Annotated in this window: 24 protein-coding genes; 8 read left to right on the top strand and 16 right to left on the bottom strand. The window is 61.8% G+C overall.

The features are described 5' to 3' along the window. Positions 1-2: 2 nt before the first annotated feature. Positions 3-377, bottom strand: coding sequence for a GtrA family protein (locus PR018_RS17085; RefSeq protein ID WP_142823649.1), 375 nt, complete (start codon positions 375-377; stop codon positions 3-5). A gap of 263 nt (positions 378-640) precedes the next feature. On the opposite strand from PR018_RS17085, the gene PR018_RS17090 reads away from it, so the two are divergent. Continuing rightward, complete coding sequence (locus tag PR018_RS17090; RefSeq protein ID WP_142823650.1) at positions 641-2,482, top strand: hypothetical protein; 1,842 nt, start codon at positions 641-643, stop codon at positions 2,480-2,482. A 29-nt stretch (positions 2,483-2,511) separates the two neighbouring features. Here PR018_RS17090 and PR018_RS17095 read toward each other — a convergent pair whose 3' ends face one another. Continuing rightward, positions 2,512-2,742 carry a hypothetical protein gene (locus PR018_RS17095; RefSeq protein ID WP_111216129.1) on the bottom strand — a complete coding sequence of 77 codons (231 nt, stop codon included), beginning with the start codon at positions 2,740-2,742 and terminating at the stop codon, positions 2,512-2,514. 222 nt (positions 2,743-2,964) lie between these two features. Here PR018_RS17095 and xseA point away from each other — a divergent pair, with 222 nt between their 5' ends. Further along, positions 2,965-4,578 (top strand): exodeoxyribonuclease VII large subunit, encoded by a 1,614-nt coding sequence (xseA, locus tag PR018_RS17100; RefSeq protein WP_142823651.1) that lies wholly within the window; start codon positions 2,965-2,967, stop codon positions 4,576-4,578. Positions 4,579-4,589: 11 nt separating this feature from the next. Here xseA and PR018_RS17105 read toward each other — a convergent pair whose 3' ends face one another. Next, a complete protein-coding gene (locus tag PR018_RS17105; protein ID WP_142823652.1) occupies positions 4,590-5,087 on the bottom strand; it encodes a MarR family winged helix-turn-helix transcriptional regulator in 498 nt (165 codons plus the stop codon). A gap of 78 nt (positions 5,088-5,165) precedes the next feature. On the opposite strand from PR018_RS17105, the gene PR018_RS17110 reads away from it, so the two are divergent. Continuing rightward, positions 5,166-6,026 (top strand): EamA family transporter, encoded by an 861-nt coding sequence (locus tag PR018_RS17110; RefSeq protein ID WP_142823653.1) that lies wholly within the window; start codon positions 5,166-5,168, stop codon positions 6,024-6,026. A 19-nt stretch (positions 6,027-6,045) separates the two neighbouring features. On the opposite strand, the gene PR018_RS17115 is transcribed toward PR018_RS17110, so the two are convergent. The 4 genes from PR018_RS17115 to PR018_RS17130 all read right to left on the bottom strand — a co-directional run bounded on the left by PR018_RS17115 (position 6,046) and on the right by PR018_RS17130 (position 9,297). Then, a complete protein-coding gene (locus PR018_RS17115) occupies positions 6,046-7,299 on the bottom strand; it encodes an aminopeptidase (RefSeq protein ID WP_142829081.1) in 1,254 nt (417 codons plus the stop codon). Between the two features lie 106 nt (positions 7,300-7,405). Continuing rightward, the gene (gene ybaK / locus PR018_RS17120) at positions 7,406-7,879 is read right to left on the bottom strand and encodes a Cys-tRNA(Pro) deacylase (protein ID WP_142823655.1); all 474 of its coding nucleotides are present in this window, start codon (positions 7,877-7,879) and stop codon (positions 7,406-7,408) included. 3 nt (positions 7,880-7,882) lie between these two features. Beyond that, on the bottom strand, positions 7,883-8,233 hold the full coding sequence (locus PR018_RS17125; RefSeq protein WP_142823656.1) for an ArsC family reductase: 351 nt from the start codon (positions 8,231-8,233) through the stop codon (positions 7,883-7,885). A 2-nt stretch (positions 8,234-8,235) separates the two neighbouring features. Further along, on the bottom strand, positions 8,236-9,297 hold the full coding sequence (locus tag PR018_RS17130) for a M14 family metallopeptidase (protein ID WP_142823657.1): 1,062 nt from the start codon (positions 9,295-9,297) through the stop codon (positions 8,236-8,238). 212 nt (positions 9,298-9,509) lie between these two features. On the opposite strand from PR018_RS17130, the gene PR018_RS17135 reads away from it, so the two are divergent. The 3 genes from PR018_RS17135 to PR018_RS17145 are packed head-to-tail and all read left to right on the top strand — an operon-like array spanning position 9,510 to position 12,330. Next, positions 9,510-10,535 (top strand): ABC transporter substrate-binding protein, encoded by a 1,026-nt coding sequence (locus PR018_RS17135; RefSeq protein ID WP_224140244.1) that lies wholly within the window; start codon positions 9,510-9,512, stop codon positions 10,533-10,535. Next, the gene (locus tag PR018_RS17140) at positions 10,532-11,572 is read left to right on the top strand and encodes a FecCD family ABC transporter permease (RefSeq protein WP_142823658.1); all 1,041 of its coding nucleotides are present in this window, start codon (positions 10,532-10,534) and stop codon (positions 11,570-11,572) included. The genes PR018_RS17135 and PR018_RS17140 overlap by 4 nt, the downstream gene beginning before the upstream one ends. Next, complete coding sequence (locus tag PR018_RS17145) at positions 11,569-12,330, top strand: ABC transporter ATP-binding protein (RefSeq protein WP_142823659.1); 762 nt, start codon at positions 11,569-11,571, stop codon at positions 12,328-12,330. The genes PR018_RS17140 and PR018_RS17145 overlap by 4 nt, the downstream gene beginning before the upstream one ends. 395 nt (positions 12,331-12,725) lie before the next feature. Here the strand turns inward: PR018_RS17145 and guaA are convergent, their stop codons facing one another. The 4 genes from guaA to PR018_RS17165 all read right to left on the bottom strand — a co-directional run bounded on the left by guaA (position 12,726) and on the right by PR018_RS17165 (position 15,992). Then, entirely contained in the window at positions 12,726-14,288 is a 1,563-nt protein-coding gene (gene guaA / locus PR018_RS17150; RefSeq protein WP_142829083.1) for a glutamine-hydrolyzing GMP synthase, read from the bottom strand. 94 nt (positions 14,289-14,382) lie between these two features. Continuing rightward, a complete protein-coding gene (locus PR018_RS17155; protein ID WP_142823710.1) occupies positions 14,383-15,024 on the bottom strand; it encodes a 5'-methylthioadenosine/S-adenosylhomocysteine nucleosidase in 642 nt (213 codons plus the stop codon). Further along, positions 15,021-15,470, bottom strand: coding sequence for a PaaI family thioesterase (locus tag PR018_RS17160; RefSeq protein WP_111216155.1), 450 nt, complete (start codon positions 15,468-15,470; stop codon positions 15,021-15,023). Before PR018_RS17160 ends, PR018_RS17155 begins: the two co-directional genes overlap by 4 nt. Positions 15,471-15,539: 69 nt before the next feature. Then, the gene (locus PR018_RS17165; protein WP_142829085.1) at positions 15,540-15,992 is read right to left on the bottom strand and encodes a TspO/MBR family protein; all 453 of its coding nucleotides are present in this window, start codon (positions 15,990-15,992) and stop codon (positions 15,540-15,542) included. 120 nt (positions 15,993-16,112) lie between these two features. Here PR018_RS17165 and PR018_RS17170 point away from each other — a divergent pair, with 120 nt between their 5' ends. Next, the gene (locus tag PR018_RS17170; protein ID WP_142823712.1) at positions 16,113-17,192 is read left to right on the top strand and encodes a DUF2252 family protein; all 1,080 of its coding nucleotides are present in this window, start codon (positions 16,113-16,115) and stop codon (positions 17,190-17,192) included. Between the two features lie 33 nt (positions 17,193-17,225). On the opposite strand, the gene PR018_RS17175 is transcribed toward PR018_RS17170, so the two are convergent. From PR018_RS17175 to PR018_RS17190, 4 genes are read right to left on the bottom strand one after another with little or no spacing between them, the layout of a single operon-like run. After that, complete coding sequence (locus tag PR018_RS17175; protein WP_202617123.1) at positions 17,226-18,371, bottom strand: DUF1513 domain-containing protein; 1,146 nt, start codon at positions 18,369-18,371, stop codon at positions 17,226-17,228. Continuing rightward, complete coding sequence (locus PR018_RS17180) at positions 18,319-19,422, bottom strand: imelysin family protein (RefSeq protein ID WP_142823714.1); 1,104 nt, start codon at positions 19,420-19,422, stop codon at positions 18,319-18,321. Before PR018_RS17180 ends, PR018_RS17175 begins: the two co-directional genes overlap by 53 nt. Further along, positions 19,422-20,963 carry a di-heme oxidoreductase family protein gene (locus tag PR018_RS17185; RefSeq protein WP_142823715.1) on the bottom strand — a complete coding sequence of 514 codons (1,542 nt, stop codon included), beginning with the start codon at positions 20,961-20,963 and terminating at the stop codon, positions 19,422-19,424. The genes PR018_RS17180 and PR018_RS17185 overlap by 1 nt, the downstream gene beginning before the upstream one ends. 43 nt (positions 20,964-21,006) lie before the next feature. Then, positions 21,007-22,236, bottom strand: a complete 1,230-nt coding sequence (locus tag PR018_RS17190) for an imelysin family protein (RefSeq protein WP_142824430.1) — start codon at positions 22,234-22,236, stop codon at positions 21,007-21,009. 259 nt (positions 22,237-22,495) lie between these two features. Between PR018_RS17190 and PR018_RS17195 the strand changes: the two genes are divergently transcribed. After that, positions 22,496-22,999, top strand: a complete 504-nt coding sequence (locus tag PR018_RS17195) for an HPP family protein (RefSeq protein WP_202617141.1) — start codon at positions 22,496-22,498, stop codon at positions 22,997-22,999. Between the two features lies 1 nt (position 23,000). On the opposite strand, the gene PR018_RS17200 is transcribed toward PR018_RS17195, so the two are convergent. Beyond that, a complete protein-coding gene (locus PR018_RS17200) occupies positions 23,001-24,290 on the bottom strand; it encodes an RsmB/NOP family class I SAM-dependent RNA methyltransferase (protein ID WP_142823717.1) in 1,290 nt (429 codons plus the stop codon). Positions 24,291-24,360: the final 70 nt, after the last annotated feature.

The following is a 24,360-nucleotide window of genomic DNA, read 5'->3' on the forward strand; positions in this document are numbered from 1 at the left end:
ACTCAGCGGCGGAAGACGAAGCGGGAATAGCCGAAAAAGCTGAACGCCGTCGCCGCCGCCGAGGCCATTACCAAGGCAAAGGTCGGACGCAGGATCGGGATGGTGATCAGCAGCCCGGAATAGATGCCGTAATTGATCAGCGCCGAAACAACTCCCACCGAGCCGTACCTAAACCCCTCGACGGCCAGCGACTGGCTGGATTTTTCGAAGGTAAAGCTGTGGTTGAAGAACCAGGTCGCCAGCATCGCCGACGGAATGCTGATGGCACGGGCGCCAAAAGGCCCAATCGGGGTGAAATGCAGGAGCAGCATCAGCAGGCCACCATCGACGACGAAGCCGATACTGCCGGCGATGGCAAACCAAAACAGTTTTTTCATGCTGCACCGCTGCAGCTGAAATCGGGTGCCGGGCGAGGGTTGGTGATATCGGTGGTCAACGGCTGGAGCATCGGCTTGGTCGCTCATTCATAACGTCGTTGGTGCGGTGGCCGATACAAAGCGTCTCGGCAACCAGTGTCTCCCCTGACCATCCCACCAATTTGTCAATATTTCCTGACGGATGATGGCCGGCAACTTTACGCTTTCTTGAGGCTGGAACGGTAGTTTCGTCTCTGCAGCAAGTAAGGGTACGGGATCACGACATGACTGGTGTGACGGATATGCGGCCGATCGAAGGCATCGACGGAAAAACAGCAACCGCGTCGCTCTGGTCGAGCGCCTGGTTCGTGATGCTGGCCTACAGTCTGGTGGTTATTCTCGTCCTGCTGTTCCTCAACCGCAATGCCGTCGATTATATCGGTGCCGACAACGACGATGCCATGCGCCTCGTCGAAGTCCGCGACCTGCTTGGCGGCCAGGGCTGGTTCGACATGATGCAATACCGGCTAGGCCTCGACGGTGGGACGCTGATGCACTGGTCCCGCTTCATAGACTTGCCGATTGCGAGCCTGATCGTTTTATTCCGTCTGTTTGTATCCCCGGAGCGGGCAGAGGTGCTCGCCGTCACTGTCTGGCCGTTGTTCCTTGTGTTGCCGTTCATGGGCAGCATGGCGCTTCTCGGGCGTCGGCTGGGCGGACTGCCAGGCCTGCACGTCACGCTCGTCCAGACCGCATTTTTGATCATCACCTCCGTTCGCTACCTGCCGGGGTCGATCGATCACGACAACGTCCAACTTGGCCTTGTCGCACTGATCGTCGCCATGCTGGTCGACGAGCGGTTTCGAGCCTCGAGCTTCGCCATTGCTGCGCTGGCCTCGGCCCTCGCCATCGGCATAGGCGCCGAAACGACGCCTTTCGTTGCCGTCGCCTGCATCGTGGTCGCAACGCTCTGGGCCTGGGAGGGAAAAGTTTTCGCACCGGCCGCCGCAGCCTTTGCGCTGACCTTGACCGTCGCCATCAGCGCTGCGTTCTTTGCAACGGTGCCACCGCATTTCTATTCCATGGTCACCTGCGACAATCTTTCGCTCGGCTTTTACGGCATCACTGCTGTCGGCGGGGTGGGTCTGCTGCTCTCAGCGCTGTTTGCCAGCCACCTGCCACGCCAGGCACGGTTTGCAGTTTTGGTTGCAAACGGTGTTGCCGTGGCAGTCGCCACAGTGCTGCTTGCCCCGCAGTGCCTAGGTAACCCGCTGGGTGGCCTCGATCCGATGCTGGTCGAACTCTGGCTCAACAGCGTCAGCGAGGCGCAGTCCATCGTGACGCTCAGCGTTACAGAACCGACAGCGCTTGGCGCGTTCTACGCCGTCGGCCTGCTCGCAATCGCGGTCTGCGTCCTCAGGATTGTCCGCCATGAGAGGCCGCAACTGCACGCTGTTTTGCTGGCGCTGCTCGCGGTCAACTGGATCATTGCGCTGGTGCAGGTGCGCGGCGCAGTCTTTGCCAACCTGCTCGCCATTCCGCCGCTGACGCTTTTCGTCCTCGACCTCAGGCGTGTTTCCAATGCCGATTCCGAGGACATTCGCGCAGCATTCTTTTACGTGGTCGGAGTGTTGATCTCGGTACCTGCGGTCTGGGCGGTCGGCGGTGGCCTTGCCGATAGCAATGTCGGCAATATCTTCTCGAAGACGCCGGCCATTGCAGATGTCGCAGCCGACCAGAGCAAATGCTCCTCGAAGGACGCCCTCGCTCCGCTCGCAGCGCTCGATCCGGGCGTGGTCGTCGCGGCCTCCAACCTGGGCTCACCGATCCTGCGCTTTACGCGGCATCGTACGCTGTCGGGCCCATACCATCGGGACGCCGATGGTATGCTGGCGGAAATGAAGATCGGCCTTGCCACGCCGAAGGATGCGCAGGCCCTGTTGCAGCAGGCCGGTGTGACGCTGCTTGCCTATTGCGCAATTGATCCGCAAGTCGAAAAGCTCTCGCAGCGGAGCCCTGACGGCCTCTATGCGCAACTAGCAAAGGGTAACGTGCCTGCCTATCTGGAGCCACTCTCGGTAAAACAGGGTCCGGACATAAAGTTCTTTCGCGTCAGGCAGCCCTGAATTCCGGTTTTCCGATGGCGTCGGCCAACCTAGGCGACGCGGGGCTTCTGCAGCAGGAGAAGCAGGGCAACCTGCCCTGCAAAGGCTGAATTGAAGCCTGCAATCGCCAGCAACAATGAAACAAGGGAAGCTCCTGCCGGAGACAGCAATGCCGCGGCAGCGAAGGCGACACCTATCAAGGCGGCCGAAAGCACTATGCTTGCAACGGACCGTGTCAGGGACACGGCAACGCCGATTGCCAAGGCAACCACGAAGACCATCTGGGAAACTCCTGTAGAAGATAGTCCCGGATATACCCGGATCTCACTAAGAAACACTGAAACAGCTCGTTCAAAGTGTTTGCAACGGCTGAAAACTGCGTCGTTCTATAACAGGACAAGCCCAATCTTCTGATCTTGTTAATGGCTTGCCGGATGGCTGAAAACTGCGGGTGAAGGCGGTCGGATGGCTGATCTTGGCGCACAGTTGCGCTAAAAGAATGCATGAGCAGCTTATTCGAAAATGATTCGCCATCGAACCTCGCGGAATATTCGGTCTCCGAATTGTCCGGCTCGATCAAGCGTACGGTCGAAAATGCCTTCGACCAGGTGCGGGTTCGCGGCGAGATCTCCGGCTATCGCGGTCCACATTCTTCCGGGCACGCCTATTTTTCGCTGAAGGACGACCGTTCACGCATAGACGCGGTCATCTGGAAGGGAAGCTTCTCCAAACTCAAGTTCCGCCCGGAAGAGGGTATGGAAGTCATTGCCACCGGCAAGGTCACCACCTTCCCCGGATCCTCGAAATACCAGATCGTCATCGAGACCCTGGAGCCGGCCGGCGCCGGCGCCCTGATGGCGTTGATCGAGGAACGCAAGCGCAAGCTTGGCGCCGAAGGCCTGTTCGACGCCGATCGCAAGAAGCCGCTGCCCTTCATGCCGAAGGTGATCGGCGTCGTCACCTCGCCAACCGGTGCCGTCATCCGCGATATTCTGCACCGCATCGCCGATCGCTTTCCGGTGCATGTGCTCGTCTGGCCAGTCAAGGTCCAGGGCGAGGGATCCGGGTCGGAAGTCGCCAACGCCATCCGTGGGTTCAATGCGTTCGAACGCGGCGGAGCGATGCCGCGTCCGGATGTGTTGATCGTTGCGCGGGGCGGAGGGAGCCTCGAGGATCTCTGGAGTTTCAACGACGAGATCGTCGTGCGTGCTGCAGCCGAGAGCACCATCCCGCTGGTCTCTGCCGTCGGCCACGAGACCGATTGGACGCTGATCGATTATGCGGCCGATGTGCGCGCGCCGACCCCGACAGGCGCTGCCGAGATGGCCGTGCCGGTGAAAGCCGACCTTGAGGCGCAGGCAGCAGGCCTTTCCGCCCGTCTGCAGACAGGCATCCGTCGCCATATGGATCATCACGGCCAGTCGGTGCGGGCGCTGGTGCGCGCCCTTCCGTCGCTCGATCAACTGCTGGCATTGCCGCGTCGCCGCTTCGACGAGACGGCCGCAGGCCTTGGACGCGGTCTCGAACTGAATACCCTCAACAAGCGCCGCAGTTTCGAGCGCGCTGCCGCTCACTTGCGCCCCGAGGTGCTGTCGACCCGGATTGCCGAGAAGCGTCAGAAACTCAACGAGCGGATGGTGCGCGCCGAGCGTCGCGTCGAGCGCCTGCTCCTCGACGGCCACAAGCGTATTTCCAACGCCGATGTTGCGATGCGCGGCGTGCCCGCGCGGTTGACCGCCCAGACCCGCAGCTTTCGCGACCGCCTGGCCAATCTCGGCCGGCATTCCGATACTGCCATCTTGCACAGGCTCAGCATGGCCAAGGGTGCCATCTCTGCGCAGGACCGCATGCTGCAGTCGCTGTCCTACAAGAATGTCCTGAAGCGCGGCTATGCTGTCGTGCGCGATGAGGAGGATCGCCCGCTCTCGTCGGCAGCGCTGATCTCGGCCGGCCAGGCGATCTCGCTGGAGTTTGCAGACGGCCGTGTGGCTGCCACCGCAGGGGAGGGGATGGATACGATGCCGCCGCCCGCCGCGCCTGTTCCTCCGACGAAGAAGCGCGCCGCAAAACCGGCGGCGATACCTGCCGATGGTGAGAAACAGGGTACCTTGTTCTGAGATTTGCGTCGCTACTCCACAGCGGCCCTTTCGAAATGCGCGAGATAGCGAGCAAGAAGTCCGTCCAGCGCTGCAAACTCCTCCGCGCTAAGGCATGCGATGATCCTCTGCTGGTTCGCCACATGCGCCGTCACGGCATCCTCGATCACCGACAGTCCCTTGTCCGTTAGGCCTATCAGCACGCTTCGGCCGTCCTGCGGGTTGGAAAGGCGGGCGACAAGGCCCTGCTTCTCCAGTTGGTCGATGCGGTTTGTCATGGTTCCTGACGTCACCATGGTGGCGGCGATCAGATCGCCCGGAGAAAGACGATAGGGTGCACCAGCTCTCCGGAGCGTCGCCATAACGTCGAAGCTCGCGGGTGACAGGCCATGTTCGGCAAGGGTCGTCTCGACCTCGCGCATGAGATGGCTGTGAAGGCGACCGAGACGCCCCAGCAGGCCCATGGCCGCGGTGTCCAGATCCGGCCGCTCTCGGCTCCACTGTTCCAGAATTCTATCGACATGATCCATGCAGCCACTATGGCAAAATTTATCTTGACGTCAAGATTTATGGATCTATCTTGAAGTCAAGATAAATAGAGATATGCCGTGTCCCGCCTCCGCGATATTGGCCTGACGGCGCTTGCTCCCGCCATCTGGGGTTCGACCTACATCGTCACGACGCAACTGCTGCCGGCAGGAGTGCCGCTGACGGTAGCGACGCTGCGTGCCTTGCCGGCAGGGCTTCTGCTGCTGGTAATGGTGAGGGAATTGCCGCAGGGCGCATGGTGGTGGAAAAGCCTCGTGCTCGGTCTGCTCAATTTCTCGCTGTTCTGGGCTTTTCTCTTCGTCTCCGCCTACCGCTTGCCCGGCGGCGTGGCCGCGACCGTGGGAGCGGTGCAGCCATTGATCGTCATCGGCCTCTCGCGCCTCGTCATGGGCACCTCGGTGCGCCCAATTGCCATCGTGGCCGGCATGGCGGGACTTTGCGGCGTCGCACTGCTGGTGCTGCGGCCGGGTGCGTCGCTCGATCCTATCGGCATCGCTGCGGGACTTGCCGGCGCTCTCTCAATGGCTTTCGGCACGGTCCTCAGTCGCCACTGGAAGCCGCCTGTATCACCGCTGACCTTCACGGCCTGGCAACTCACAGCTGGCGGTCTGATGCTGGCACCTGCGGCACTTCTGCTGGAGCCGGGTTTGCCGCCGCTGACGATCGCAAATCTTGCCGGGTTTCTCTATCTCGGGCTGGTCGGCGCGGCCTTCACTTATATCCTGTGGTTTCGCGGCCTCCGCCTCATCGGCGCGCCGGCGGCATCAGCGCTAGGCTTCCTGAGCCCTCTCGTGGCAGTCCTTCTCGGCTGGAGCCTGCTGGGACAAGCACTCGATGCGGTGCAACTGGCCGGTGTTGCCGTCGTGCTGGCCAGCGTCTGGGCAAGCCAGCGCGCGTCTCGTGCCCAAGGGCCGAAATGACGCGCGCAACGCTCTTAAATCAGGCCCATTCGCCCTTGCGCATCACAGGTACGCGCGTGCCGTCCGGCTTTACCCCGTCGATGTCTACCTTGTCCGAGCCGATCATCCAGTCGATGTGGATCAGGCTGGAATTTCCGCCCTGCGCCTTGACCTGTTCCTGCGTCAGCGACGCGCCGTCGAGGAAGCATTTCGAGTAGCACTGGCCAAGCGCGATATGGCAGGATGCGTTCTCGTCGAACAGCGTGTTGTAGAACAGGATGCCGCTGGCGGAAATCGGCGACGAATGCGGCACCAGTGCCACTTCACCCAGCCGTCGCGCGCCGTCGTCGGTGTCGAGCACCTTGTTGAGCACTTCCTCGCCACGACTGGCCTTGGCCTCGACGATCCGGCCCGCTTCGAATTTCACCCGGATATCGTCGATCAGCGTGCCGCCATGCGACAGCGGCTTGGTGCTCGAGACGTAGCCGTCCACTCGCAGGGCATGCGGCGTGGTGAAAACCTCTTCCGTCGGGATGTTCGGGTTGCAGGTCACGCCGTTCTTCGCCGTCGAGGCGCCGCCATGCCACTCATGGCCGTCGGCAAGACCGATGGTGACATCGGTGCCCGGGCCAACGAAATGCAGGCTTTCAAAGCGCTGGTCATTCAGCCAGCTGGAGCGGACGCGCAGGTTGGTATTGTGCTCCGCCCAGGCGGCAATCGGATCCTCGACATCGACGCGCGAGGCGGCAAAGATCGCCCTGGCGAGCTTGGCAACCGCAATCGGCTCGGGGTCGTTGGGGAATACCAGTCGTGCCCAGGATGGGTTCGGGTAGGAAACGATGTTCCAGTTGATGTCGAAATTGGAGATCTTCTCGAGCGCCGGCTTGTATGCCGTCGAATTGGCGCGGTTCGCACGGGCTACCTTGGCCGGATCCTGGCCGGAAAGCAGCATCGGGTTGTCGCCGGAGACGGCGAGCCGGGCAGCACCGTTGGCAAAGGCATTGGCCATGCCGTCATAAAGCCAGCCTGCGGCGCGGTCGAAGCTTTCGTCGCTGCCGTTTTCATAGCGGGCAAGGGTTGCTTCCTCGTCGGCATAGAAGGAGGTCACCAGCCCGGCGCCGGCGATATAGGCGTGCCGGGTAATACGGCGGACCAGCGGCATGGCGGCGACCGGCGCGGTGATGACCAGATCCTGGCCCTTCTGCAGCTGCAATCCGACCTTGATGGCCACTTCGGCAAGCTTGTCGAGCTTGACGGGATCAATGGTGTGGGCGCTCTGGGAAACGGATGTCATGGGAACCTGCCTGCTGGGAAATGCGAAGGCAGAAGACTTAAACCCCATTGCGGCGAAAATGAAGCTTGCTGGCTGCCAAATCGCCAGCGGTATCGGCAGAAAAAAATCAGGCGACCAGCGGCACGGCAACGGCTTTCAAAACCGCCAGAGCATCCTTCGGATCGAGCCGAACTTGCAGGCCGCGTTGTCCGCCGTTCATGAAAACATAGGCCTCGTCCATGGCACTGACTTCGATGGCCGTCGGCACGAGCTTTTTTTGGCCGAAAGGGCTGATCCCGCCAACGTGGTAGCCGGTCAGCCGCTCGGCATCGACAGGCTTCATCATATGGGCCGGCTTGCCGCCGAAGGCAGCGGCCAGCTTCTTCATGCTGACTTCGTGATCCGAGGGTACGACAACGCAAACCGGCTTGCCATCGACTTCCGCCATCAGCGTCTTCAGAACCCGATGCGGCTCCTCACCCAAGGCTTCCGCCGCCTGCAGTCCGATACGCTCGGCGTTCGGGTCGTAGTCGTAAACATGGGTAGTGAAAGCGATCTTTGCCTGGCTAAGGACCTGCGTCGCCCGGGTGGTTTTTGACATGGATCAAACCTTGAAAAGGGCGTCGTATTCGCCAGGCCTGAATCCCACCAGCAATTTACCCTCAGCTTCCAGCACCGGCCGCTTGATCATCGAGGGCTGGGCCAGCATCAGCGCAATGGCTTTTTCGGCGTCGAGACCGGTCCTGTCGGCCTCGTCGAGCTTGCGAAAGGTGGTACCGGCGCGGTTGAGCAACGTCTCCCAGCCGGCTTGCCCGATCCAGCCTTGCAGATGTTCGCGGTCGATGCCTTCGGCCTTGTAGTCATGGAAACGGTACGGGATGCCGTGGGCGTCCAGCCAGCTGCGCGCCTTCTTCATCGTGTCGCAGTTCTTGATACCGTAGATCGTGACGCTCACGCTCAGTCCTCCAATGTGCCGGGCTTGCGAACGACGCTGCTCGGGGCGTCGCAGCCGATCTTCATGAGGTCTGCGCCGCGCCGCACCAGGCGGTCGGAGACGCGGGTGACGATCAGTCCGCCCTGCGGCGCGACGATATCCAGCGTACTGTCGGGCATGCCGGGTGCAGTGATGATCGTCGCCAGAAGGTCTCCCTTTTCAACGCGCTCGCCGATATTGCGGTGGAAGAGCACCGTGCCGGCGACAGGGGTTCGGATCATTTCGATATTGTCGAGCGGAACGGCCGGCCCGGTAAAGGCGGAAAGACGGACATCGTCGTCGCGGACGATGCCGCGGGCTGCAAGGAAATTCCACAGGCCATCGGCATCTTTTCTCGCCATCTCGGGATAGACGTCTCGGGTACCGCGCAGCTCGACGGTCACCGACAGTTTCCCTGGGAGCCGCTGCTTCTTTTCGCCCGGCACCTCGTATTTCCAGGCATAGCTCACCGCCTCCTCGAAGGCGGAGCTTTCCCCGTCGGACAAAAGCACCGCCTCCATCTCGAGCGCTGCGGCAAGGTCGGAAGACTCCGGCCAGAAGGCGCTGTCGATATAGGCGTATTGCAGCGATTCATCATCGCAATGGAGATCGATGACCAGATCTGCGCCGAGCGCCATGTGGATCAGCTGGCGCTTCAGCCGCACCACGGCCGGCAGGCGGTCGAGGTTTTCCAGCAACTTGTCGCGGTCGCCAAGTGCGATCAGCGGAAAGTCACGGTTGAAATTGGTGCGCGAGCCGAGCTCGAAGCGGCCTTCCATGCCGCCGAACAGCGATTGGGCAGCACCGATGGGATTGGCATGCGGGACGACGACGATGTCGCTCTGGATGCCGCCGCTGGCCTCCGCCGCCCGCAGTTTCTCGCAGAGAAAATGCAACAGCGCGGTTCCCGGCAATTCGCCGGCATGCAGCGCCGCCTGGATATAGACCTTTGGCGCAGAAGCATCGGAGCCGGCAAAATGCAGCACCGGCAGCTTCCAGGCGATGCCCGGCGTATCGCCCTCGATGACGATCTCGGTAACGTCCATAGATGCGGCTCCCTGGCTGATGACGAGAGGTTCAATAGCAAGCAGGCTCCCCCGCCGACAAGCGCTTTCGGTATGAATCGGGCAGGCAGCTGAGGTGGTGCTGCTAAACTGGAGTAAATATGAGCGCACAACTCTTGTTTTTATCCCGACGGAATGGTTATACCGCGCTGACAATCTCACATTGCCGCAAGGCCAAGAGCAGGATGTTTTCCGTGACCGTATTCAGATCGTTCCTGACCGCAATTGGCGTCTGCCTCGTGCAGGTTTTCGTCAGCCAGCCGGCGCTCGCCGCGGCAACGAAATATCCGCTTACGATCGACAATTGCGGTGCGAAGATCACGATCAGCAAGGCGCCGCAGCGGGCTATCGGGCTCGGGCAAAACAGCGCCGAGATCATGCTGCTGCTCGGCCTGCAGGACAGGATGGCAGGTACCGCGTTCTGGCCGAGCAAGGTCCTTCCCCAGCTCGCCGAGGCCAACGCCAAGGTAAAACTCCTGACGGTAGAGTTCCCGACCTTTGAATCGATCCTCGCCGAAAATCCCGATTTTGTGGCCGCCGCCCTGCCGAGCCTGATCGGGCCGAGCAGCAAGGTCGCCAAGCGCGAGGATTTCGACAAGGTCGGCGTGCCCACATACCTTTCGCCGAGCACCTGCCTCAGCACCGAGAAGGTCAAGAACGAATATGGCAGCCGCGACCAGCTGTGGAACATGGATCTGCTCTACAAGGAGATCGACGAGCTCTCCCAGATCTTCGATGTCGCAGATCGTGGCCAGGCGCTGATTGCCGATCTGAAGACGCGTGAAGCAGCCCTGCGCGCCAGCGTTTCAAAGGACGGAAAAAAGCTGTCCTACGTCTTCTGGTTCTCCAGCCCCAGCCCTTCGGCAGACGCTTATGTCGGCGGCAAGAACGGCGCATCCGGCTTCATTGCCGATGCGCTGGGCGGCCGAAACGCAATCGAGGCGGAAGCCGAATGGCCAACGCTTGGCTGGGAGAGCATCATCGCTGCCAACCCGGACGTCATCGTCGTCGCCAATCTCGACCGTAATCGCTGGGAACTCGACAAGCCGGAAGCGAAGATCAAGTTCCTCACCAGCGATCCTGCCGTCAGCCAGATCGCAGCCGTGAGGAACAAGGCCATCGTTGTCATGGACGGTCAGGCGATGAACCCGACAATCCGCACCATCTATGGTGCCGAACAGGTGGAGACCCAGCTGAAAGCCGTCGGCCTGCTGAAGTGACCGTGACGCGCCGGTCTCTAAGACAGCTGGCGACAGTCAGCCTGCTTGTGCTGGCGTCGCTCGCCGCCATCGGCCTGGTGGTCGGCATCAGCGTCGGCATCGGCGATCTGCCGATCCCGCTTGCGACGACGTTTGCCGCTGTCACCAACCGCCTCGGCATGACGGCGATCGAACTCAACCGCATCCATGAAACCGTGATCTGGGATTACCGCCTCAGCCGGGCGCTGGTGGCGGCATTCTGCGGTGCGGGGCTGGCTCTGTCAGGGGCCATCATGCAGTCGCTGCTGCGCAATCCGCTGGCAGAACCTTATGTGCTCGGGATTTCGGCCGGCGCCTCCACAGGCGCAGTTGCCATCGTCATTCTCGGCATCGGATCGGGCGCGGTGTCGCTATCCTCGGGCGCCTTTGCCGGCGCTTTCGCGGCCTTCCTGTTCGTGGCGCTACTGTCGAACGGCGCGCGCGGCGGCGCCGATCGCACGATCCTTGCTGGCGTCGCCGCCTCGCAGCTTTTCAATGCCACCACATCCTACATCGTCACCACCTCGGGCAACGCGCAGCAGGCGCGCGACGTGATGTTCTGGCTGCTCGGCAGTTTTGGCGGCGTGCGCTGGCCGGAACTGACGCTGGTTTCGATCGTCATCGGCATCTCGCTAGTTGCCTGCCTTGCCTATGCGCGCGTGCTGGATGCCTTCGCCTTCGGCGACGAGACAGCCTCATCGTTGGGAGTGAACGTCGGTCGCGCCCGGATTGTCCTGTTTGCCCTGACGGCGGTCATGACGGCAACGATCGTCAGCATGGTCGGCTCGATCGGTTTCGTCGGCCTCGTGGTGCCCCACGCTGCACGCTTCATCGTCGGGCCGCTGCATATCCGGCTGCTGCCAGCCTGCGCCATCTTCGGTGCGATCTTCATGGTGCTGGCGGATATCGCTTCGCGTGTGCTGATCCCCCATCAGGTGCTACCGATCGGCGTCGTCACCGCGCTCGTCGGCGTGCCCGTATTTTCCTTCATTCTCTACCGGTTCCAGCGGGCATCATGAGCATTGCAGCTGAAAATCTCATCTGGAGCATTGGCAGGAAGACGATCCTGGACGGGATCTCTTTCAGTGCCCGATCAGGCAAGATGCTGGGCCTGCTCGGCCCCAACGGCTCCGGCAAGACATCCCTCCTGCGCCTGCTGGCGGGCCTCAAGCAACCGGATACGGGGCAAGTCACACTCGACGGGCAGGACATCGGCACGGTCAGCCGTCGCAACATCGCCCAGCGCGTCGCCTTCGTGGAGCAGCATGCCACCACCAATGCCGGTCTTCGGGTCATCGATGTGGTCAAGCTCGGCCGCTTTCCCCACCGTTCGATGTTTTCGGGCTGGTCGATCGCAGACGAGGAGGCGGTGGAAGCGGCCCTAGCGCGCACAGGCATGGGGGAGAAGCGCCAGGACCGTTGGCATAGCCTCTCCGGCGGTGAACGGCAGCGCACCCAGATCGCCAGGGCGCTGGCACAATCGCCGAAAGAGCTCATCCTCGACGAGCCGACGAACCACCTTGATATCCAGCACCAGATCGGCCTGCTCAGGCTCGTCTCCAGCCTGCCGATGACCAGCATCATCGCACTCCACGACCTGAACCACGCCGCCATGTTCTGCGATGAACTGATCGTCCTGGAGCGAGGAAAGGTCGTGGCCTCAGGCACTCCCGAGGAGGTGCTGACGGAGACGCTGCTGCGCGACGTATTCTCCGTCGACGCCAGGGTGGAACTGTCGCCGCACACCCAGAGGCCGCACATCCACTATCTCGGGTAGTGCGCATCCCAAGCGGGATATCAGGGAGAAAGACCGCCGCACCGCTGTCTCCGGGGACGGCAAGACTGCGCTTGCTCGCAGGCTAGATGTCTGCAGGTCAGAGGTTCGAAGGGACTTGAAACATTCTCAGACGCTTACTTCGATACGTAAGCGCGCCCACTCCGCGGACGTGACCCGGATGGCAAGCGCATTCGAGCATGATGATATGAAGCGGGCGGTAGCGCTGTGAGACGGATCGGACCGGACTAAGCTGTAATATATCTATGCGCGCAAATTTGTTATGTCGCTAAGTTCGAGCTCATAGGATCGAAACACTAGACAATCTACTCGGTTCGCTGACTGGCGGATCGACGTTTAGGCAGCTTCCTTCAAACGAACCAGCCAGGCGAGTGATCTCATTCCCACTCGATGGTCCCGGGTGGCTTGCTGGTGACGTCATAGACGACGCGGTTGATGCCGCGGACTTCGTTGATGATGCGGGTGGCGGCGCGGCCGAGGAATTCCATGTCGTAGTGGTAAAAATCGGCAGTCATGCCGTCGACAGAGGTGACGGCGCGTAGCGCGCAGACAAATTCGTAGGTGCGGCCATCGCCCATCACGCCGACGGTCTGTACCGGCAGCAGCACGGCAAAGGCCTGCCAGATGGCGTCGTAGAGGCCGGCCTTGCGGATCTCGTCGAGGTAGATTGCGTCGGCCTCCCGCAGGATTTCGAGTTTTTCGCGTGTGATGCCACCGGGGCAGCGGATCGCGAGGCCGGGGCCGGGGAAGGGGTGACGACCAATGAAACTGTCGGGAAGGCCGAGCTCCTTGCCGAGCACCCGGACTTCGTCCTTGAACAGTTCGCGCAGCGGCTCCACCAGGGCCATGTTCATCCGGGCGGGCAGTCCGCCGACATTGTGGTGAGACTTGATGGTGACCGATGGGCCGCCAGAGAAGGAGACGCTCTCGATGACATCAGGATAGAGCGTGCCTTGGGCGAGGAAATCGGCGCCACCGAGCTTCTTTGCCTCGGCCTCGAAGACGTCGATGAACAGCCGGCCAATCGTCTTGCGCTTGGTCTCCGGGTCGCTTTCGCCCTCCAGCGCATCGATAAACATGTCGGACGCATCCACATGCACCAGGTGCAGGTTATAGTGCTCCTTGAACATGGCGACGACATCGGCCGCCTCGTTCTTGCGCATCAGGCCGTGGTCGACGAGGATGCAGGTCAGCTGATCGCCGACGGCCTCGTGGATCAGCAGCGCTGCAACGGAGGAGTCGACACCGCCGGATAGGCCGCAGATCACCTTGCTGCTGCCGACCTGGGCACGGATCGCTTCGACTGCCTTGGCGCGGTAGGCCGACATCGTCCAGTCGCCCTTGAGGCCGGCAATGTTGTGGATGAAGTTGGCGATAAGCTTGGCGCCATCAGGCGTGTGGACCACTTCCGGATGGAACTGCACACCGTAATATTTGCGCTTCTCGTCGGCGATGAAAGCATAAGGCGCGTTCGACGATGTGGCGATGACCTCGAAGCCTTCCGGCAGCGCCGTTACGCGGTCGCCGTGGCTCATCCAGACCTGGTGGCGCGAGCCGGAAGACCAGAGGCCTTCGAACAGCTTGCAATCCTGGTTTACCTCAAGGAAGGCGCGGCCGAATTCGCGGTGATGGCCGCTCTCTACCATGCCGCCAAGCTGCATGCACATCACCTGCTGGCCGTAGCAGATACCGAAGACCGGAAGGCCGCTGTCGAAAATAATCTGCGGTGCCCGAGGCGAGCCTTCGTCGACCGTCGATGCCGGGCTGCCGGACAGGATGACCGCCTTCGGGTTCAGCCGGTGAAAGGCTGCTTCGGCGGACTGGAAAGGGGCGATCTCGCAATAGACGCCGGTTTCGCGGACGCGCCGAGCGATTAGCTGGGTTACCTGGCTGCCGAAATCGACGATGAGAACGGTATCTGGATGAACTGTATGGGTCATGGCGAGCCTTTAGAGAAAAGCCTTGCTTCATGCAATCGGGCAATGCCGGCAAGCGTTAAAAATATTGTCCCGATTGTCCTTGGCAGCAGGGCTTTCAGAACCAGAAGACACCGTCCTCAAGCGCTGCAAACAGGCTGTCGACGGCATAGGAGAGCTTGCGGTCGACGATGTGCAGGTATTCTGTCCAGCCGCTGATATGCTGCAGCTCGACGATGCCGTCCGATATGCCGCGCAGCCCGATCAGCGGCAGGCTGTAGGTCTGGCAGGCGCGCAGCACGGCGAAGGTCTCCATGTCGACCATGTCAGTACCGATGGCGGCATAGGCTTCCGCTCCCGAGATGACGTTGCCGCCGGTCGACAGGCTGGCCGTCGGCACTGCCGGGATACGCAGCGGCAGTTCGACTGAGGCAGGAAGATCGAGAAACGGCGTGCGTCCGCGCTCAAACCCCAGTGGCGAAGCATCCATGTCGCGGTAGGAAACGGAGCTGACCTGGTAGACCTCGGTCTGTTCCAGCGTTGCAGAGCCGGCCGAACCGAGCGAAACGACGAGATCTGGCAGTTCGTCGCGGGCGTCGAGCTGCTCAAGCGTCCGGGTGAGCGCAATCGCTGCCTCGACCGGCCCGACACCGGTCATCAGCGGCTCGATGCGGGAGCGCAGGAACGGCCCGTATTCCGCCTCTGCCGCCATCACGAACAGGATCGTCTTGCCGGAAACGGATTTCAGTTCGAAGCTCATCCCGAAATTCCTTCCCTGCCGCGGATCACCATCATCGTGCCGGTCATCGAGGCGATCAGTTTGGCAGGTCCGTCGCCGATGGCGTAGCCCCGACCGTCGGCGACGATAATCGTCGTGCCCGGCTTGGTGACTTCGCCGCGAAAAAGGAAGCGCTCGCCGCGGCCCGGCGACATCAGGTTGACCTTGAATTCGATGGTCAGGATGGAAGCCTCCGGATCGATGACGCTGTAGGCGGCAAACCCACAGGCGGAGTCCAGGGCTGCAGAAATGATGCCGGCATGCAGGATACCGTGCTGCTGCGTCAGCTTGATGTCGAAGGGCAGTTCGATCTCGACCATGCCGTGCTGGACACGCGTGAGCTCGGCGCCGATGGTTTCCATCGCTGCCTGCTTCTCGAAGCTGTCGCGGATCCGCTGCCTGAAATCGCCGCTGCTGCCATCGTTCATGCCATGCCCTCGTTGGTCACGGGAAAGTGGCATGGCTGCCGGTGTCAGACAAGCGGCGACAGGGCAATTTCAGTTGAGATAGGCGATGGAAGCGTTCAGCACCATCGCAAAGGCAACCCAGGCGGCATAGGGGATGAACAGCAGCGCCGCAATCCTGTCGCGCTGCCAGCGGTTGGCGATGAAGGCGAGGATGACGATCAGCATTCCGAGGATGATGACGAGCGCGATCACCGGCTTCTCTAGACCGAAGAAAAACGGCGACCAGAGAAAGTTGAGTGCCATCTGGACGAACCAGAGCTTCATGCCTTCCGTCTTTGGCCCCATGAGCCATGTGCGTGCACCGGCAATGCCGATGAGGACGTAAAGCGTGGTCCAGGCAGGGCCGAACAGCCAGTTCGGCGGATTGAACGGCGGCTTGACCAGCGACTGGTACCAGGCACCAGGCAGATTGAAGAAGCCGATCGCAAGTCCTATCCCGAGAACGGCGACGATGAAGACGATATAGGTCGATGCTTTGTTCATGGCGACCAACATAAGGTAGCGCCGCCTGTCCGCCAAGCGTCATACCTTGCCAGTATGCATTCCCGGCTGCACGGTTGCGTGTGGCTCTGAAAATTGACCGAAGTTAGAATGGAAAGTGTGATGGCTAGCATCTTGCAGTCGACTGAATCCTACGAGACGTGGCTGCGGACGGCGCTGCCGGGAGAAATTGTAGAGGCCGATCTCGCCCTGAAGCACCAGAAGATGAAGAGCGGCAGCTTCGCGTTCCTTCGCGCCACCTACTGGCGCTGGGCTGAAACCATCCTCGACCTCTGCCCCGAACTGGCGTCGGCGCCCGAGGTGCTGGCGATCGGCGATACCCATCTTGAAAACTTCGGAACGTGGCGCGATTGCGAAGGCCGGTTGGTATGGGGAGCCAACGATTTCGATGATGCAGCGACCATGCCTTATGTGCTCGATCTCGTTCGCTTGACGACAAGTGCCATTCTTGCCCGCAAGGCAAGCTCGCCCTCTACCACTGCCATTGCCGCTGCTATCCTTGCCGGCTACCGACGCGGACTAGGTAGGTCGATGCCCGTTATCCTCGAGCGGGACTACAAGTGGCTGCGAAAGGCCGTCATGTTGTCCAATGGCGAGCGTAAGGATTTCTGGGAGAAATTTACAGAATTGCCGGCCTGCACCGCACCGCCGCGGCAAAAATACCTGGAAGTGCTCCATGGTTCGATGCCAGAGCATACGCGTGACTTTGTTATCAAGCCCCGCACTGCCGGCACGGGAAGCCTTGGTCGTCCACGCTTTGTAGCGATGGTGGATTACTGGCGCGGTGGCCCGGTCCTCAGGGAAGTCAAGGCGCTCGCCATGTCCGCCTGGTCGCTGCGCCACGACCCCGCCAACACCGCCATTCATGCCGGAATTATCGCTGACGGCCGGGCCCGTTCTCCCGATCCGCAATACAGGATCACGGGAGACCTCCTTGTTCGCCGCCTTTCGCCGAACAGCCGCAAGATCGAGGTCGATGGCGATCTCGACATGCTGCTTATGCCGAACATGCTCGACCTCATGGGTTTCGAGATCGCCAGTTGCCATTCGAACGACGCGTCCGTCATCCCGGCCATCCTCGCCGATCTCGATGCGCGCGGCGATGCGTGGCTGCGTGCGGCGGCGAAGACGGCGGCAGCCGCAGTTGCTGCAGAGCAGGCCGAGTATGCGGCAGCTGGCTGAGTTTGGGGCAACTCGTTTGCCCGAGGCAACCGGCTACACCGGCCGGCCGATCCTCACGATATGCTGGTCCCAGGCAACATCGCTACGGGCACCACCGAAAGTGCCGTCGTAGGAGGAGACTGCAAAGCCATCCGCCCCGGGCGCAATACCGGCGGCATTGTCGATGCTCTCGACTTTCAATACGACACCCGTGCGGCCGTCGAGTGTCACGGCTGTGCCGTTGACCGGCGAGGTAACGCCGACCAGATGTTCATGCCGGTTGACGGCAATGGCGCCGACATAGTTGCCGAGTGCCCGCGTCGTGTCGTCGGGCAGCGTCACGAACGTCAGATCCTCGCCCTTTGCGAAGTGACCGACGAGAGGCGGCAGCGAATTGCGCGGGCCCTCGTACTGGCAGGCAAACCAAATCCTGCCACTGGCATCTATGTCCACGTGACGCGTCGACACCTGGGCATATTCCGCCGGCAGGCCGTGTTTTTCGACCAATGCTCCGGTGGCCGCGTCAATCAGCGTCAGCGACGGTTCCATGTGGTCGAGATTGAGCTTCGTGCGGCCGAATTCCGGATGGGTCTCGATGCCGCCGTTGGCGACGACGATGAGACGGCCGTCGTCCGACACCGTCATGTCGTGCGGCCCGGTGCCGAAGGTCTGGTATTCGCCAATGCGGGAGAACCGATTGCGGGCGTCGTAGAGGCCGATGACGCCGCGGTTGTTGTCGAAGTCGTTCTCGCTGGCATAGAGCAACCGGCCGTCCGGAGAAAATGTCCCATGGCCGTAGAAATGGCGCCCTTCTGCGGCGGCGATAACGATAGGCTCGGCCTTGCCTAAAGGATCGAAAATCATCGCGTAGGTGCCGGGGCGGCGGGCGAAGGCTACGGTATGGCCGGTCGCTTTCGAAAAGGCCATGCCGTGGGCGCGGGCGGGAAGGGCCACGCGATCGACGATCTCGCCGCGCTCGGTCACGGTCGCCACGGCGAAGGAGCCGTCGGCTGCGCGGATGCCGGATGCATAGACCGCATCGGCCCGCTCCAGCGCCATCAGCGCGTCTGGCCGGAGGCATGCGAGGAAACCGATCCCGGCAGCCTTGACGAATTGTCGGCGATCGATGAGCGCGCTGCGCAAGGCCTCAGTCTCCGTCAGCAAACGAAAAGCCGGCCGACAGACCGATGTCCACGCCATAGCCGTCTGAGAGATCGGTCGCCAGCAACCGGGCTTCGGCGAGCAGCGTATCGATCTTGCCGCGCTCCGTGGGGTCGCCGATGGCGGCTTCGATATCGGGATTGATCGAGCCTGCGGTGGCGATCAACTGGCTCAGTCTCGTGTCTATCTTCGCAGCGATGTCATGCTTGGCCGGCGGCAGGAGGTCGGTCATGCCAGCTTTCTGCCACAGAGCCTGCAAGCCTTCGAGGTTGGCCTTCACCGAGGGCCAGGTGTTTCGGGAGCGCCAGTAGATGGCCATGTGCGGTCGGGCCGCCGCAGGGTCGCCCTTGTAGAAGGTCTCCAGCCGCTGGTCGCGGACGTTCTCAGCCCCGTGGACAAGGATGCCGAGCAGAGCGGTGATGGCTTCCTTGTTGTCCATGAAATCGTCGCTGGTCTTGCCCGGTGTCTTCCAGGAGGCCTGTACGCCCTTCGGGTCGTCCCATTCGGCTGAAATATCGCCGGAGACCTGCGCGATATTGCCGGCGATGGCCGCACCGTAGCGGCATCGGAAGCCGTTTTTATCGGTAGCAAGCGTCTCGGAGCCATTGCCATACAACACGTATTCCAGCGCCGTCAGGCTCTGCAGCGCGACGCTCTTGGCGGCAACATCGGCAATTGTGGTGTCCTTCTCGTCGGCCTTGGCGATGAGCGCCTGCACCTGCTTCATGCCGATGCCCTTGCGGTCGGGGTAAAACAGGATGTGCTCGAAGCGGTTCTTGTCGAGAACCGGGCCAACCTGGACGATCTCGATCATGGACCACGCCGTGATGGTGTCGGTGAAGGCAGCTTTAGCGATCGTTTCCGCCTGCACCGAGGGATTTTTGCAAAGACCTGTTATCGCGGTCGAAAGCGCATTTGAGGACGCGTGCATCCTTGTGTAGCCGGGGCGGATGACGTCATCGACGGCCTTCTGCATAACGCCGGGGACCGCCGCGTCGTTCATGGGGCCGGGCGCCGGCGTCTCTGCACCGGCCGGCATAGCAGCGCTTGTCATCAGCAGGGCAGCAGCGAGAAATTTCCAAGGGCGCATCACAGGGACTCCACAAAGGTGATCAGGGCTTGCCTATCGTCTTTCGACAGGGTTGCAAATGCGTCGCGCGCTTTTGTCGCCTCGCCGCCATGCCAGAGTATGGCTTCGGTCAGGCTGCGCGCCCGGCCGTCGTGCAGGAAGAAGGTATGGCCGCTGACGGTTTTCGTCAGGCCGATGCCCCACAGCGGAGGCGTGCGCCAGTCCTTGCCGCTCGCCACGCCGACAGGTTGACCATCGGCGAGACCGTCGCCCATGTCGTGGAGGAGGAAATCGGAATAGGGCCAGATCAGCTGGAAGGACTGCGCCTCGGTGCCGGCATCGCTGCGGGTGACGAATTTCGGCGTGTGGCAGGCAATGCAGCCGGACTGATAGAACATCTCCTTGCCGTGCAGCACGGTCGGATCGCTGGGCTTGCGGCGGGCCGGCACGGCGAGGTTCTCGGAATAGAACGTCATGAGATCGAGCACTGCCTCAGGCGCTTCCGTCGGGCCGAGGCGCTTCTGCACGCCATCCGGCATGGCCAGACATTGCGGCTCCCGGGCGGTGCAATCGCCATAGGCGTTCGGCCTGTCGGGGTTGGATATGCCGATATCGCCTTCGAGGGCAGCCGAGGACTGGTCGCGCACCGTGGCATTCTGCGCCTTCCAGCCGAAGCGTCCGAGCGCAAGCTTGCCGGTCCTGTTGTCCCGCACGATCGCCGCCTTGCCAGCAATGCCATCATGGTCGCGGTCGTCTGGGTCGGCATGCGCCAGGATATCGGCATCCGGAATGGCCTCGATCAGCCCGAGCCCGAGCATGGCCGGGGCGACGCGCGCCGAGAGCGTTGTATCTGGCTCAAGCGGACCATAGGCCAGATCGGTGGCGGAATAGCGCGGCTGTCGCAGCGATACCGTCTCGCCACCTGCCAGGGTGACAGAATGCTCGGTGTAGGCGACAGCGACCTGGCCCTCGCCGGCAAGCCCGGGCACTGCCGTGTCCTGAAGCTGGGTGCCATAGGTCGCGTCGGGAAAGTTGACGACACGGGAGTCCGCCACGGCCTGGCGCTCCTCGGCCGTTCTTGCTGGCCGAGCCAGCCGGAGGAACATGGTGGCAGCTCTGCCCGAAGTCTCCGGCGGGTGGCCACGGCCGTCGTTGATATGACAGCTTTGGCAGGAGCGGGCATTGAACAGCGGCCCGAGGCCATCGGCCGCCTGGGTCGATGACGGCGAGGAGACCCAGAGCTGGCGGAACAGCGCATTGCCGAGATGAAAATCGAGCCCGCGTGCCGGATCGAGAGTGGTCGGAGGCTGGGAGAAGGCCTGATCGTTGACGGCAGCAGTCGACGTCCCGGCGCCGCTTTCCATCGTCTCGTAGGTCTCTGCCCGGGAGAAGTCCGTCGTCGGGCGGGTCACGGCCTGCACGCGCTTCAATTGCTCCGGCGTCAGGTCGGTGCGGACCGCAGGAGCGTCAATCCCGTCGGCAGCCACCGGCAATCCGCTGCAGCCAAGCGCAGCAGCCAGCAGTGTGACGGTGAAAATGCGACGGCCAGAATGGTCTTTCATAACGGACGAAAGGGCGGCGGTATCGCGCCACCGCCCTCCTTCATCACTTCTTGAAGACGGAGCCGGGGTTGTCGAGGCTGTCAGAACCTTCGAGCTTGACCGTCCCGACGTCGAGCGCAGCGATAACCCGCTGGATGCTCTTGGTCTGATCCAGCAACCCGTCGATGACGCTCTGGACAACGGCGTTGCCCTTGGCGTTGCCTTCGCCGATCATCTGGTCGTACTTCTCGACGGTCTCGCCACGCTTGACCATGGCATCGGCCGCCTTCTGGGTGAGGGCGAACTTGGCCATCATTTCCTTATCGACGGCCTTGTCCTTCTCGGCCACCAGCTCGTGTAGCGAGGGACCCTTCATCTTGGTGCCGTCGATGCGCGTGTAGTTGCCGGTGTAGGCCGACTGGATGCCGACGATGTCGTTGTTATAGGTGTTGTAGGTATTGTCCGAGAAGCAATCATGCTCCTGCTCCGGATCGTGTAGCAGCAGGCCGAGCTTCATGCGTTCGCCAGCCAGCTCGCCATAGGAGAGCGAGCCCATGCCGGTCAGGATGGCAACGATACCGGCTTTCGGGTCCTTCTCGTCTTCCTTGGTGGCAGCACCATCGGGCGCCCAGTCGTCGGTCATGGTCTGGAGATCGGCAACCAGCTTGGTCGATGCCGACTTCAGATACTCGGCGCGGCGATCGCAATTGCCGCCGGTGCAGTTCTTCACGTCGTAGTCCGTGGCTGGACGTTCGCCGGCACCCGGGCCGGTGCCGTGCAGGTCCTGGCCCCACAGCAGAAATTCGATGGCGTGGTAGCCGGTGCCGACATTCGCGTCGACCTTGCCTGCGCTGTTCAGCGAGGTGATGAACTCAGGCGTCAGATGCGACGCGTCGACGTCCTTGCCATCGATCTTGATCGTCTTGTTGGCGATGACGTTTGCGACATAAAGGGCATTTTCGTCGCTTTCTGTGCCGTAGGACTTGTCGACATAGTCGATCAGACCTTCGTCCAGCGGCCAGGAGTTCACGTCGCCTTCCCAGTCGTCAACGATCTTGTTGCCGAAGCGGTACACTTCCGACTGCGAATAGGGAACGCGGGCCTTGATCCAGGCAGCGCGGGCAGCGTCGAGCGTCTTCTTGCTCGGCGTCGCGATCAGCGCATCGATGGCCTTGTCGAGCGCCTTTGCGAGCGTCAGCGAATCCTCGTACTTCGCATGGGCGACGTCTGCATAATGCTTGACGATGGCAGCCTCATCGACGGCAGCGCGGGCTGGAAGTGCGTAGGCGGTCATGGAGGTAGCGGCGAGCGCCAGGGCGGCGTAAAATCTGATTTTCAATATCGTAATCCTCTACAGCGACTGTCTGCGCCATCGGAAACTGGGGCGATGGCTTCATGGCCGAAAAATAAAGTGGTGTCAAACACTCTAGTTTGGAATGAATTTAAGCGTGGCCTGTCCCTAGGATGCCCGAAATGCGAAATGCCTTTGCTTGCAAAGCAGGGCGTTGCGGCGCAAAACGCTATTCAAGCCGAAACTTTAGAAGTCTGCTATGATCCATCGCCATTTAAGACACTTCATTCACCGCCACGAGCCCAGGGGCCACTGGCACGGGCAGTTAAAGGCCGGTATCGGCGCCTGCGTCGGCATGCTTGCCGTCGGGGCGTTGGCGATCATGACGGGAATTCCGCTGCTGATCGCACCGTTCGGCGCCACGGCCGTGCTGATATTCGGACAGCCGAAAAGCCCGCTGGCCCAGCCTGCCAATGTGTTCGGCGGCTATCTCATTGCCGCCGCCATCGGCAGCCTCGCCATGGCCGTTGCGCCCGGCCTCTGGTGGACGGCGGCCATCGCTGTGGGCGTAGCGATCGGAGCCATGCAATTGCTGCGCGTTACCCATCCGCCGGCCGGCGCGGTGCCGTTGGTGGCCTTCGCCTCCCACCTTTCGGCGGGTCTGTTATTCACCGTCGTCGTGGTCGGCGCGCTGGCATTGATCGCCATTGCCGTTCTGCATCATGCCATCCCGCCGCGACATCAATATCCGCTGCGGGTGGATTGAATTACGGATTGCGACGCATCCGGCAGAAGAAGAAGCCGTCTGTGTCGGTGGAGGCCGGCGTCAGCGTGATCGTCTTGCCATCCGACGAGCGCGGCTGCTGTGCGTCAGCACCGAACAGCGCTGTCCACGAACTCAGCGACTCGATGATCTCGAATTGTGGATTGTCGGTGGTAAAGCGCTGGACCTGAGCCTCGTTTTCTTCCGGAAGTACCGAGCAGGTCACATAAATAAGAATACCGCCCGGCCGGACATATTCAGATGCCTGTAACAGGGCGTCGTGCTGCTGGCCGATCCGCTCGTCGAGGTTCTTCTGCGTCAATCGCCATTTAGTGTCCGGCCGACGCCGCCAAGTGCCGGTCCCGGTGCAGGGAGCGTCGACCAATACCTTGTCGAAGCGACCGACGAGTGCGGCAAGACTGGTCTTGTCGTCGTGCACCTGAACGTTGCGGGTGCCTGCGCGCTTGAGACGCTCGATGATGGGCGCTAGTCGCTTCCGATCGGAATCGTAGGCATGCACCTGGCCCTTGTTGTTCATCGCAGCAGCCATTGCGAGTGTCTTGCCGCCGCCGCCGGCGCAATAGTCGAGAACTTGATCGCCTTCCGCCGGCATGACCAGATCTGCAACGATTTGCGAGCCTTCGTCCTGGACTTCGAACCAACCTTTTTGGAACGAAAGCTCAGCCGTGACGTTAGGGAGACGGGAAGCACCTTCGCCTGCGGCAATTCGGATGCCGTATCGGGCGATCTTCGCGGGGTGGGCGCCCACCCGTTCCAGCGCCTTGGCAGCCTTTTCCCGGGAAGACTTGAGTGCATTAGCGCGGAGATCGAGCGTGGGACGCTCGGCCAGCGATTTTGCCTCGGCCAGCCAGTCGGAACCAAATGCCGTTTCGAACGACGCCTGCGTCCATTCAGGGATGTCGCCCTGGATATAGCCTTCGGCATTGGCGAGTGAGCGGCTTGCAAATGCGGCAACCGAGGCATCGCTCAGCGGTTCGGGCGCAAAGCGGTCGCCCTCCGTCTCTGACGCCAGGCTTTCGGGCGTAACGCCCCATTGGCGAAACAAAACGGCATGGGCAAGAGCGGCAGGGCCGTCATCGTCCATGAGGTAGGCATGGGATAGACGCATGCGAAGTGCGTCGTAGACGATATTTCCGATTGCAGCCCGATCGCCCGATCCGGCGAAACGGTGACCCAATCCCCAGTCCTTTAGCGCGTCGGCGACAGGTCGCTTGCGGGCCTCGATGTCGGCAAGGATCTCAATGGCCCCTTGAAGCCTGCCGCCCAGACGCATGTACTCTTCTCCCGCATATCTCTAGGTCCCCGTGACGTACTCGACCAACGTCGGTTTGCCAGCAAGGGGC

The organism is Rhizobium rhododendri, assembly GCF_007000325.2.
GTDB lineage: Bacteria > Pseudomonadota > Alphaproteobacteria > Rhizobiales > Rhizobiaceae > Rhizobium > Rhizobium rhododendri.